Annotated in this window: 14 protein-coding genes; 12 read left to right on the top strand and 2 right to left on the bottom strand. The window is 61.2% G+C overall.

Annotated features, from left to right (window positions below; all coding sequences use genetic code 11):
- Positions 1-184 precede the first annotated feature (184 nt).
- The 8 genes from ilvC to mltG all read left to right on the top strand — a co-directional run bounded on the left by ilvC (position 185) and on the right by mltG (position 7457).
- Positions 185-1204, top strand: a complete 1020-nt coding sequence (gene ilvC, locus BUB54_RS08235) for a ketol-acid reductoisomerase (protein ID WP_048878892.1) — start codon at positions 185-187, stop codon at positions 1202-1204.
- Complete coding sequence (locus BUB54_RS08230; RefSeq protein ID WP_342351561.1) at positions 1162-1623, top strand: DUF1489 family protein; 462 nt, start codon at positions 1162-1164, stop codon at positions 1621-1623. The genes ilvC and BUB54_RS08230 overlap by 43 nt, the downstream gene beginning before the upstream one ends.
- 123 nt (positions 1624-1746) lie before the next feature.
- Entirely contained in the window at positions 1747-2982 is a 1236-nt protein-coding gene (locus tag BUB54_RS08225) for a flavin monoamine oxidase family protein (RefSeq protein WP_048878894.1), read from the top strand.
- Between the two features lie 134 nt (positions 2983-3116).
- Positions 3117-4073 (top strand): ACP S-malonyltransferase, encoded by a 957-nt coding sequence (gene fabD, locus BUB54_RS08220; protein ID WP_048878895.1) that lies wholly within the window; start codon positions 3117-3119, stop codon positions 4071-4073.
- Positions 4074-4811 carry a 3-oxoacyl-[acyl-carrier-protein] reductase gene (gene fabG, locus BUB54_RS08215; RefSeq protein WP_048878896.1) on the top strand — a complete coding sequence of 246 codons (738 nt, stop codon included), beginning with the start codon at positions 4074-4076 and terminating at the stop codon, positions 4809-4811. It begins immediately after the preceding gene.
- A 132-nt stretch (positions 4812-4943) separates the two neighbouring features.
- Entirely contained in the window at positions 4944-5183 is a 240-nt protein-coding gene (locus BUB54_RS08210; RefSeq protein WP_008494968.1) for an acyl carrier protein, read from the top strand.
- 42 nt (positions 5184-5225) lie between these two features.
- On the top strand, positions 5226-6488 hold the full coding sequence (gene fabF, locus BUB54_RS08205) for a beta-ketoacyl-ACP synthase II (protein WP_048878897.1): 1263 nt from the start codon (positions 5226-5228) through the stop codon (positions 6486-6488).
- Positions 6489-6494: 6 nt separating this feature from the next.
- Complete coding sequence (mltG, locus tag BUB54_RS08200; protein WP_048878898.1) at positions 6495-7457, top strand: endolytic transglycosylase MltG; 963 nt, start codon at positions 6495-6497, stop codon at positions 7455-7457.
- 15 nt (positions 7458-7472) lie between these two features.
- On the opposite strand, the gene BUB54_RS08195 is transcribed toward mltG, so the two are convergent.
- Positions 7473-8084 (bottom strand): ankyrin repeat domain-containing protein, encoded by a 612-nt coding sequence (locus BUB54_RS08195; RefSeq protein WP_052948361.1) that lies wholly within the window; start codon positions 8082-8084, stop codon positions 7473-7475.
- Positions 8085-8127: 43 nt separating this feature from the next.
- Positions 8128-8712 (bottom strand): polyhydroxyalkanoate synthesis repressor PhaR, encoded by a 585-nt coding sequence (phaR, locus tag BUB54_RS08190; protein ID WP_048878912.1) that lies wholly within the window; start codon positions 8710-8712, stop codon positions 8128-8130.
- A gap of 171 nt (positions 8713-8883) precedes the next feature.
- Here phaR and BUB54_RS20730 point away from each other — a divergent pair, with 171 nt between their 5' ends.
- The 4 genes from BUB54_RS20730 to BUB54_RS20210 form a co-directional block, all read left to right on the top strand.
- Positions 8884-9228, top strand: coding sequence for a hypothetical protein (locus tag BUB54_RS20730; protein ID WP_175556485.1), 345 nt, complete (start codon positions 8884-8886; stop codon positions 9226-9228).
- A complete protein-coding gene (locus BUB54_RS08185; protein ID WP_241869376.1) occupies positions 9185-10231 on the top strand; it encodes an alpha/beta fold hydrolase in 1047 nt (348 codons plus the stop codon). Before BUB54_RS20730 ends, BUB54_RS08185 begins: the two co-directional genes overlap by 44 nt.
- Before the next feature lie 38 nt (positions 10232-10269).
- Complete coding sequence (locus BUB54_RS08180; RefSeq protein ID WP_048878900.1) at positions 10270-11442, top strand: acetyl-CoA C-acetyltransferase; 1173 nt, start codon at positions 10270-10272, stop codon at positions 11440-11442.
- 224 nt (positions 11443-11666) lie between these two features.
- A partial coding sequence (locus BUB54_RS20210; RefSeq protein ID WP_280521938.1) for a CoA-transferase occupies positions 11667-11772 on the top strand: 106 nt, incomplete at its 3' end.

Here is an 11772-nt window from a genome sequence, read left to right as displayed (position 1 = left end):
GCGAAAGATGGCGGTTTGAGGGCTGTGAAAAAATTACGTCAAATGGCCTTCTGTAGAAATAACATTGCGCGAAGCGGGAGGCAGTCATGCCAGAATCCAGCCGCCGGGCGGGTGACAGCGGCTGAAAAACGCAGTAGGGGAGCCGCCAGTATTTTTCTCAGAGACCAATCAGGGATCACAGCCAATGCGCGTTTATTACGACCGGGATGCCGACGTTAATCTGATCAAGAGCAAGAAGGTTGCCATTATCGGTTATGGCAGCCAGGGTCACGCTCACGCGCTGAACCTGAAGGATTCCGGCGTGAAGGAACTGGCGATTGGCCTGCGTCCCGGTTCCGCCGCCATTGCGAAGGCCGAAGGTGCTGGCCTGAAGGTCATGGCCCCGGCGGATGCCGCCAAGTGGGCGGACGTGGTGATGGTGCTGACCCCGGATGAGGGCCAGGCTGACCTGTATTATAAGGATCTGGCCGCCAACCTGCGTGAAGGCGCTGCCCTGGCCTTCGCCCATGGTCTGAACGTGCATTTCAACCTGATCGAGCCGCGCAAGGATATTGACGTGTTCATGGTGGCCCCGAAGGGCCCTGGCCACACCGTGCGCGGTGAGTACCTGAAGGGTGGCGGCGTGCCGACCTTGGTGGCCGTGGCACAGAACGTCACCGGTAACGCGTTCGAGATCGCGCTGTCTTACGCGTCCGCGAATGGCGGCGGTAAGGGCGGCATCATCGAGACTACCTTCAAGGAAGAGTGCGAGACCGACCTGTTCGGTGAGCAGGCTGTGCTGTGCGGCGGTCTGGTCGAACTGATCCGCGCCGGGTTCGAGACGTTGGTTGAGGGCGGTTATGCCCCTGAGATGGCGTATTTCGAGTGCTTGCACGAGGTGAAGCTGATTGTTGACCTCATCTATGAGGGAGGCATCGCCAACATGAACTACTCCATCTCCAACACCGCCGAGTATGGTGAATATGTCACCGGCCCGCGCATTGTAACCGCCGAGACCAAGGCTGAGATGAAGAAGGTGTTGGAGGACATTCAGACTGGCCGCTTCACCCGCGACTGGATGCTGGAGAACAAGGTGCATCAGGCGAGCTTCAAGGCTATCCGCGCGCGTAATGCCGCTCACCCGATTGAGGAAGTGGGCGCGAAGCTGCGCGGCATGATGCCCTGGATCTCCAAGGGCGCGCTGGTCGACAAGGCGAAGAACTAATTACGGTTCATCTGATCAAGCTGGCCGTGGGGGCGAAAGATGTTTCGCACCTTACGGCTTGGCAGAAACAAAGGGCGGCCGAGATGCCGCCCTTGCGTCATTTTACCCGTAATTTCCCCAAGCGCGCGGCGGAGCTGACCGATGGTGGCTCGCTCTATTGGGTGGTTGGCGGGGTGGTTCTGGTGCGCCAGCGCATTCTGGATGTGTGGCAGGACCAGGAGCCGGATGGCACACCCTGTACAGCCCTGGTTCTGGACCCAAAGCTGGTGCGGGTGGAAGGGAGGGCGATGCGTGCTTTTCAGGGCTGGCGCTATCTGGACCCGAAAGACGCGCCGCCGGATCTGGGGCAACAAACAGGCGGTGCGGCGGAGATGCCGGAGGCGATGCGGCGGGAGTTGGCGGCTTTGGCGCTGCTGTGAGACGTATCCGGTTGATTGTATAACTTCAAGTCATTTGATCCGGGCGTTAAATTCGTTTGAACAGCCTTGGTGCTGGTCCGCATAAATAAATGAATTCATGTATTTATGTCGGAGATTTGCTGTATGGCCGATGTGACTGTTGATGTGGCGATCATAGGCGCCGGTTTGGCGGGCCTGATTGCCGCACAAAAATTGTCGCAGGCCGGCAAGTGTGTGCTGGTTTTGGAGGCGCGCGAGCGGGTTGGCGGCCGGACTTATGCCTCTGCCATGGCTGGAAGCGCGCGTGCCGTGGATTGGGGGGCGGAATGGGTGCTGCCGGACTTCCATGCGAACATGATGGGGCTGATTGAGCGTTATGGCCTGGAGCTGGAGTCCGAGCGTGCCAGTGTCGAGTGGCGTGCGCCCGGATTCTCGGTTGTGGCCAGCTATGATGAGCTGCGTCGGTCTCATGCCGGATTCGATTATGGCCTGACCGCCTTGCAGGCATGGTTCGAACGCCCGGCCAGTGGAGATGAAACTCGGCTTTCCGTGCAGGCCCTGCTTGAGGCGCTGATTCAGGATTCCGTGAGCCGCGCCTTGGTAGAACTCGCTTTGTTTCCGCTTCTAGGTGCGGATATGGCGGAGGTGGCCGCGAAGGCGCTGCGAGAGGAGATCCGTTTTCATGGGGGCAACGTTGATCTGACCTTTTCACCGGAGGCCCGACGGCTGTTTGGCGGATTTGGCGGCTTGGCGGAGAAGATCGCGCAGGAGTTGCCCGCGGGTATCCTGCGCTTGAATACGCCGGTGCGGGCTATTCGGCAGGCGGGTGAAACGGTCACTATAACGGGGGACGGGGTTTCGGTTATGGCGGGGCGGGTGCTGCTGGCCGTGCCGGTGGCGGTTTTGCATCAGATCGAGATGTCTCCGGTGATTGCTGGAATCGGGCGGGAGGCGTCGGCGCGGATGAATGCCGGGCAGGTTGTGAAGCTGTGGGCGCGGGCACAGGGCGCGGCGCCGGTTACAAGCTTGCAAACCGCGCCGCCGCTGCGGTTTGTTTATAGCTGGGAGCGGGATGGCGAGTTGCTGGTTTGCGCCCAGGCGTTGGTCCGGGATGTTGAGGGCCAGGACCCGGCAGCCTTGTTTGCTGCCGCGTTGCCAGGGGTAAAAATTCTGTCCGCCTCCGCCCAGAATTGGCTGGCTGACCCTTATGCCCGCGGCAGTTGGATGGCGGCGGCTCTGGGGGCGTATCCACCGGCCTGCTTTGCGGAAGTGTTCGGGCGGGTGCGCGTGATTGGCGGCGACGTGGCCGCTGAGTGGGCGGGGTGGATGGAAGGGGCGGTGCTGTCAGCCGGGCAGGCGGTGCGGGAGATTCTGGCCTAGGATTTCAGCCCGTTAAGGGCTGGGCTTTTGTTGGCGTTGCGGGGGGGGGGGGCGCATGTCTTAAGGGCGCGTCAAAATTTTGCGTCCTGTTCCACACATGCTAGGTGCGCCGTCAACACAAGGAGACACGATTCATGGCGGTGAACGCCTTTATCTTCCCCGGCCAGGGCAGCCAGGCTGTCGGCATGGGCCAGGATTTGGCTGCGGCCTTCGCCCCGGCCCGGCAAGTGTTCGAGGAAGTGGACGAGGTTCTGAAGCAGAAACTCTCCAAATTGATGTTCGAAGGGCCGTCTGACGAGCTGACCCTGACCGAGAATGCCCAGCCTGCGCTGATGGCTGTTTCTCTCGCCGTGCTGCGCGTGTTGCAGCAGGAAGGCGGCGTGGTGCTGAAGGATAAGATTGTGCTCGCGGCGGGGCATAGCCTGGGCGAGTATAGTGCGCTAGCGGCGGTGGATGCGTTCTCTATTGCCGAGGCGGCCCGATTGTTGAAGCTGCGTGGCCAGACCATGCAGATGGCTGTGGCCCCGGGAGTGGGCGCCATGGCGGCGCTGCTGGGTGTGGATATGGATCTGGCCCGGGAAATTTGCGCCGAGGCCGAAACTGGCCCGGATGGGCGCGAAACCGTCTCCGCCGCGAATGATAATGGTGGCGGGCAGGTGGTGATTTCCGGCCATAGGGCGGCGGTGGAGCGCGCGATTGAGATTGCCAAGGGCAAGGGCGTGAAGCGCGCCATGTTATTACCGGTCTCAGCACCGTTTCATTGCGCGCTGATGGCCCCGGCGGCGGATGCGATGGCCGAAGCCTTCGCTAATGCGCCACCCCATGCGCCGGTTTTGCCAATTATCGCTAATGTGACCGCCGCCAAGGCGAGTGACCCGTCTGAAATCCGCGATCTGTTGGTGCAACAGGTGACTGCCACCGTACGCTGGCGCGAGAGCGTGGAGGAGATGGTGAAGCTGGGCGTGACCAATTTCTACGAGATTGGGTCCGGCAAGGTGCTGTCTGGCCTTGTGAAGCGGATTACGCCTGATGCCACCGCGACGCCGGTGGGTAGTCCCGCCGATATCGAAGCCGTGTTGAAGGTTCTGTAAATGTTTGATCTGACTGGTAAAGCCGCGCTTGTGACCGGTGCGTCCGGCGGGATTGGGGCGGAGATTGCCCGGGCGCTGCACGCGCAAGGGGCGGTTGTGGCGCTCTCTGGCACCCGCCGTGAAGCGTTGGATGCCTTAGCCGCCGAGCTAGGTGAGCGTGTGCATGTACTGCCTGCCGATCTGTCCCAGGCTGATGAACCGGCGAAACTGATTGCCGATGCGGAAGCCGCGATGGGCAAGGTTGATGTTCTGGTGAACAATGCAGGGCTGACTAAGGACGGGTTGGTGTTGCGCATGAGCGACGCGGATTGGGAGAAGGTGATCAATGTTGATCTCGCCGCTCCGTTCCGGCTCTCCCGCGCGGCGCTGAAATTCATGCTCCGCCGAAAGGCTGGGCGGGTGATCAATATCGGTTCCATCGTTGGCACCACCGGCAACCCTGGGCAGGCGAATTATTGCTCGGCCAAGGCAGGGTTGATTGGGTTGACCAAGTCGCTGGCGCAGGAAGTCGCCTCGCGCGGGATTACCGTGAATCTGGTGGCGCCCGGCTTTATCGAGACGCCGATGACCGATGTACTGAACGAGGCGCAGCGGGCGGATCTTTCGGGTAAAATCCCGCTGGGACGCCTGGGCGTGCCTAAGGATATTGCCGCCGCTGTGGTGTATCTTGCGTCTGAGGAGGCGGGATGGGTGACCGGTGCCACGCTGCATGTGAATGGTGGCATGGCTATGGCCTGATCTCTTGGCTTGGCGCCGCGCGAAAAATCATGCTAAGCGCCGCGACGTGTGACGTTTTTAACAATTCTGAACCGGTTGCGGCCCGCAAAGCCGTTCCGGGTTTAGCCAACCCAGCAGGAAAGTGAAATTTCGATGAGTGAAATCGCCGACAAGGTTAAGAAGATTGTTGTCGAGCATCTCGGCGTGGACGAAGCCAAGGTGACCCCGGAAGCTTCCTTCATCGACGACCTGGGCGCGGACTCGCTGGACACCGTTGAGCTGGTGATGGCTTTCGAGGAAGCCTTCGGCGTGGAGATCCCCGAGGATGCCGCCGAGAAGATCACCACCGTCAAAGACGCGATCGACTATATCGAGAAGCAAAAGGCCGAATAAGGGCCGTTTCGCTTATATCTGAGATCCGTCCGAGGAGTTCGCATGCGCCGTGTTGTCGTTACAGGTATGGGGATCGTCTGCCCGCTTGGGGTGGGGGTCGAACATGTCTGGAAGAGGCTGATTAACGGAGAATCCGGGATTACAGCCATCCAATCCTTCGACACCACGGAGCTTGCGGCTAAAATCGCCGGACAAGTTCCGGTGGGGTCGGCGGCCGAGGGCGGGCTCGACCTGCCGGAATGGATTCCGGTTAAGGAAATCAAGAAGATGGACCGCTTCATCCATCACGGTATGGTGGCTGCAGCGCAGGCGATGGCCGATTCCGGCTATGTGCCCGAGACGGAAGACGAAAAATGCCGCGCCGGTGTAATGATCGGCTCCGGCATCGGTGGCCTGCAAACCATCTATGAAACCGCGGTGATGGTACATGAGGGGCGCGCCAAGCGCGTTTCGCCTTTCTTCATCCCGGCGGCGCTGATCAATCTGATCTCCGGCCAGGTTTCCATCAGATACGGCCTGAAGGGTCCCAATCACTCCGCCGTGACGGCGTGCGCCACTGGCGTGCACGCGATTGGCGATGCCTCGCGCCTGATTGCCTATGGCGATGCGGATGTGATGGTGGCGGGTGGGGCTGAGGCGGCGGTGAACCCGCTTGGCATTGCTGGGTTCTGTGCCTCGCGCGCGCTGTCCACAGGGTTTAACGACCGCCCTGCCGAGGGCTCCCGCCCATGGGACAAGGATCGCGACGGGTTTGTGATGGGCGAGGGGTCTGGTGTGGTGGTGCTGGAAGAGTACGAGCACGCCAAGGCCCGTGGCGCCAAAATTTACGCAGAGATTGGCGGTTACGGCATGTCCGGCGACGCTCACCACATTACCGCGCCCGCTGAGCATCATGATGGGGCTTTTCGCGCCATGAAGGCCGCGTTCAAGAATGGCGGGCTTTCGCCTGAGGCCGTGGATTACATCAACGCGCATGGCACCTCCACGCCGCTGGGCGATGACCTGGAGCTGGAAGCGGTTGAAAATATGTTCGGGGACCATGCGAAGAAGGTCGCCATGTCTTCCACCAAATCCGCCGTCGGCCATTTGCTGGGGGCTGCCGGTGCGGTGGAGACGATTTTCTCCATCCTCGCGATCCGCGATAATGTGGCGCCACCGACGCTAAACCTGCACGCGCCGAGCCGCGAGTCGGTGGTAAATCGGGTGCCGTTGACGGCGCAGGAGCGCAAGATCGACGTGGCGCTGTCCAATTCCTTCGGGTTTGGTGGCACCAACGCGTCCATCATTTTCAAGCGGGTTGCCTGATCTAAATTGCGATGGCGTAGCCGTATTTTTCTGATCCTGCTCGTGCTGCTGATGGTGGCGCGGGCAGGCAAGGTGGCGGTTTACCAAAGCTATGATGGCCCTGGGGCGGGCCAGAGCAATACCACCTTGGTTGTGCCGCCTGGTAGTGTCAGCCAATTGGCGCAGACCTTGGCAAAGGCCGGGGTTATCGAATATCCGCTGATTTTTCGGGCTGCTGCATGGTTCACGCGGGGGCAAGGGCCGTTGCGCGCGGGGGAGTATCTGTTCCCAGCCCATGCCAGTGTGCATCAGATCCTGAATATTTTGCGTCATGGCGCGGAAGTGCAGCATGAGGCGACGATCGCCGAAGGGCTGACGGGCAAGCAGATCGCGGCTATTCTGAACAGCCTGCCGGTTGCCACCGGCAAGGTAACGCCGCCCGCGGATGGCAGTGTGTTGCCGCAGACCTACGACTATGTCTGGGGTACACCGCGCACCGCAATTCTGGCGCGGGCACAGGCGGCGATGAAGGCGGAACTGACAAAGCTATGGGCCGGACGTGATCCGGATGTGCCGTTGTACAGTCCTCGGCAGGCGTTGATTCTGGCTTCTATCGTGCAGCAGGAAACGCCCTTGACGGCGGATATGCCCGCGATTGCGGCCGTTTATGAGAACCGGCTGAAAGCGAAGATGAAGCTGCAAGCGGACCCGACGGTAATTTTTGCCGCGACGGATGGCAAACAGTCCGGTGGAGTGGTGATCACCAAGGCGGATTTACAGCTGGCCTCGCCGTACAACACGTATGTGCATTATGGTTTGCCGCCAGGGCCCATCTGTGCGCCCGGCGCGGCGGCGTTGAAAGCGGTGCTGCACCCGGCCAAGAGCGATGCGCTGTATTTTGTGGCGACCAACGATGGAACCCACAAGAGCGTATTCTCACGCGGGTTCAAGCAGCAGCTTCAGAATATCGAGCGCTATCAGGGGCGGTGAACCCCTGGCTGATTGTCAATTCTTGACGCCAAACCCCAGGAACCCGGCTTGTGGGTCCGGTGTGCCGGTTTCCCCGGTGGGGATGGTGACATGTGGCACGGTTTTGGCGGGAGTGGCTTTGTGGGGGCTGCTGCTCTTGCCAGCTTGGCTGCTGACATTGTTCAGGGTCCAGGGAGCGCCCATGGTGCCACCGCCACCTTGGGCGCTCATCTCATTCCGGGAGCCCAGCAGCATGAAGGTGATGTTGTTGCGGTTGAGAGCGATGGCAAGGTCCAGCGGGGTTTCGCCGAACTGGTCCTTGGCCTGCAAATTCGCGCCACGGCTTACCGCATCCTGTGCAGCGCCGTAGTCGTTATCGTTAATTGCTTTGAAAAGCTCCTGGGTCGGGTCGCCACTAGTGTTCTTTTGCAGTTGCGGGCCGGTGCTCAAGGGCGCGCTACCCCCCACGCCGGGCAGGCCGGAGGGGGCAAGGTCAGGCGTGCGGGGCTTGGCTTTTGGGGCTGGTGCGCCGCCCGCACCACCCATACTCATGCCGGAGCCCATGCCGCCGGGAGCAAGCTGTGCGGAGGCTGGCGCCACAGCGGCACCCAGCGCCAAGCCCAAAGCCAAGGGGAAAGCAAATTTCATGGCTTGCTCTCTACCGCAAGCGTGCAGGGCCGTCTATGCGGGATTACTTTTCCTTGGTCTTTAACGCCGTCAGCTCGGTCTGAAGGCGCGTGACCTCGGCCCGCAAGGTGGTGATTTCGTCTTGATAGGCTTGTGCGGGGGCGGCCTCGGACTTGGCTTCCGTGCCGCCATAGAAGGGCGAGAACAAGGTCATCGCGCGTTCCATCATTTCCATATTCTTGCGGCTGACGTCTTCCATGCCCGGCGGCATGAAGGTGCCGAAGGTCTTGCTGACTGTTTCGCGCATATTTTCCTGCTGCCGCATGAAATGCGCCATCGCCTGCTCAAGATATTTGGGCATGAGGTTCGGCATGTCAGTATGGTAAACGCCGATAAGCTGGCGTAAAAAATTCACTGGTAGCAAGGCGTTGCCCTTGCCTTCCTCTTCCACGATGATCTGGGTGAGCACAGAGCGGGTGATGTCGTCGCCGCTTTTGGCGTCATAAACCACGAAATCGCGATTATTCCGAACCATTTCGGCCAGATTATCCAGCGTGATGTAACTGGAGCTTTCCGTGTTATAAAGGCGGCGGTTGGCGTATTTTTTGACGACAACGGGCTGTGGCGTGGACTGGGCCGTTTCATTCATGGTTTTGTCTTCCATCCCGGTTCGGTGACAGATGCACAGACATTGTGCTGCCTATGTATAGAACCATGAATTTTGTGCGATGCACAGCCTGTGTCTATGCATATGGCTTATGGCAGTTTGACCAGGGGCGCGTTAGGTATGGCGCAAGGGCCAGCAGGGGCGTGATGGCGAATGGACGAAAATTTGGCCAAAGACTTTGTGGCCGTGTGGCAGAGCGAGTTGACAGCCATGGCGGCGGACCGCGAGTTGCGCGAGACATGGGCCGCCACGTTGGGCCTTTGGGCGCAAGCGGCCAATGCCGCCGCCGCGATGTTGCCGCATGAGCAAACGCCCGGAAGCACCCGCCCCGCTGAGCCGCCGTGGACCGCGGCCGCTGCTGCTGCATCTCGGACTAGCATGGATGAGGTCGAGCAGCTCAGTCGCCGCGTCGCTGAACTTGAGCAGCGTTTGGCTCAGTTCCTTGACCGGCGGGATGGAGACAGCGCCGGACCAGCAGGCGAGGGGGAGGCTGTTTGAGGAGATCCAGTGCCGGGACAAGGCGCTGATTGCGGGCATCGCAGCGTACCGGTGCGATGTTTACGTGCGCGAGATGCGAGATCCGCCCGCGATCTGGGAGGAAGGTGAAAGCCGGGTGCTCGATTATGGCGGGGAGGGCCCGGCGGTGCTGTTTGTGCCGAGTCTGATCAACCGGGCCTATATCCTAGATCTGATGGAAAATGCCTCGATGCTGCGCTGGTTAAGCGGGCAGGGGGTGCATCCTTATCTGCTGGATTGGGGCTGGCCGGGTGAGGTGGAGCGGCGGTTTTCCCTAACGGATTATATTGCCGGGCGGCTGGAGCGCGCCCTGGCCGCCATGCCAGGGCCGGTGGTGCTGGTGGGCTATTGCATGGGCGGTATGCTGGCGCTGGCCGCTGCCTTGCGAGCCGAGACCTTTGGGGCAAAGCGGGTGAGCGCGCTGGGATTATTCGCCACGCCCTGGGATTTTCATGCCGAGGACCCGGATGCCGCCAAGCGCGTGGCGGAGAGTGTGCCCTTTATGGAAGGGGCGATGCAATTTTCCGGCACGCTGCCGATTGATGCGCTGAACACGATGTTCGCGATGGTGGACCCTTACGGCGTGGGCGAGAAATATCGGGACTTTGCCGGGCAGGATAAGCTTAGCCCGCGAGCGCGCCGGTTTGTGGCGATGGAGGATTGGCTTGCCGATGGCGTGCCGCTGGCAGCCCCAGTGGCGCGGGAGGCGCTCTCCGGTTGGTATGGCGCGAACACGCCCGTGCAAGGGCAGTGGCGCGTGGCGGGGTTGCCGGTGCAGCCCGAGGCGCTGGCGATGCCGTGCTTCTGCGCCATCCCCGCGAAGGACCGGCTGGTGCCTGCGGCCTCGGCGCGGGGGTTGGCTGCGAGGTTGAGGAATGTCACGGTTATTGAGCCCAAAGCCGGGCATATTGGCATGGTAGCGGGCACTCGTGCGGAAACGTCGCTCTGGCGGCCTTTCAAGGATTGGGTGCTCGGTCTATCTTGAGCGTAATGACTACGAGACTGGCAAAAAGGAACCAGGACATGGAAGATATCGTCATCGTCTCCGCGGCCCGCACCCCTGTCGGCAGCTTTAATGGTGCGTTTGGCACCACCCCCGCGCATGTGCTTGGCACGGTGGCGTTGAAGGCCGCGATTGAGCGCGCCGGGCTCTCCCCTGAAGATATCGACGAAGTAATTCTGGGCCAGGTGCTTACGGCCGGTCAGGGGCAGAACCCGGCCCGTCAGGCCGCCCATGCCGCCGGGGTGCCGGACAGCAAGACCGCCTTTGGCATCAACCAGGTCTGCGGCTCAGGCTTGCGCACAGTGGCGCTGGCGGCGCAGCAGGTGATGTCCGGTGAAAGCAAGATTGTGGTTGCGGGTGGGCAGGAGAGCATGAGCCTTTCTGCCCATGCGGCATATCTGCGCGCCGGGCAGAAGATGGGCGATATGAGCTTCATCGACACGATGATTAAAGACGGGCTGTGGGATGCCTTTAACGGCTATCACATGGGTGTCACCGCCGAGAACGTGGCCAAGCACTGGCAGATCACCCGTGAGGAGCAGGACGCGCTGGCGCTAGGCTCCCAGCAGAAGGCGTCCGCCGCGCAGAAGGCGGGCAAGTTCAAGGACGAGATTGCACCTGTGACGCTGACCACCCGCAAGGGTGAAGTGGTGGTGGAGAATGACGAATATATCCGTCACGATGCCTCCCCCGAAACCATGGCCAAGCTGCGCCCCGCCTTCACCAAGGACGGCACGGTGACTGCCGGGAATGCCTCCGGCATCAATGACGGTGCCGCCGCCTTGGTGGTGATGAGCGCTAAGGAAGCCGCCGCGCGCGGGCTGACCCCGCTGGCGCGCATTGCCAGCTTCGCCACCGCTGGCGTGGACCCGGCGCTGATGGGCTCGGGGCCGATCCCGTCCTCCCGTAAGGCGCTGGAGCGCGCGGGCTGGAAGGTTGGGGACCTTGACCTGATCGAAGCCAATGAGGCGTTTGCGGCGCAGGCGGCGGCGGTAAACAAGGAGTTGGGGCTGGACCCGGCGAAGGTGAACGTGAATGGCGGCGCGATCGCCATTGGGCATCCCATCGGTGCGTCCGGTGCGCGTATTCTCACCACGCTGCTGCATGAGATGAAGCGGCGCGATGCCAAGAAGGGGCTGGCCACGCTGTGCATCGGTGGTGGCATGGGCGTTGCGATGTGCCTGGAGCGCTAAGGCGCGGTTTAACAAAAACCCCAGGCTTGCGGCCTGGGGTTTTTTCTTGGGTGGTTCCAGTCTATGGTGCAGTCCGAGTGAAAGATCGAAAGAACCTGAAACTCTCAGGATGAACCTGCAGAAATGTATTTTGTCGTCCTGCCCGGCTGTTTGGCGGCCGGGGCGGTTTGTGGCGGCAAGTCAGGCTTGGTTGCGGGTAGGCCCAGCAGAAAAAGCGAGGAATCATGGCCGTAAGTAAAGTTTCTTCCAATGCCGTTGAGGCCCTGAGTGGCAAGCTATTTGATGGTATGACGATTATGTCTGGCGGGTTTGGCTTGTGCGGGATTCCGC

Origin of the sequence: Acidocella aminolytica 101 = DSM 11237 (assembly GCF_900129125.1) — a bacterium.
Lineage (GTDB): Bacteria > Pseudomonadota > Alphaproteobacteria > Acetobacterales > Acetobacteraceae > Acidocella > Acidocella aminolytica.
This window is presented reverse-complemented; position numbering and strand designations above follow the sequence as displayed.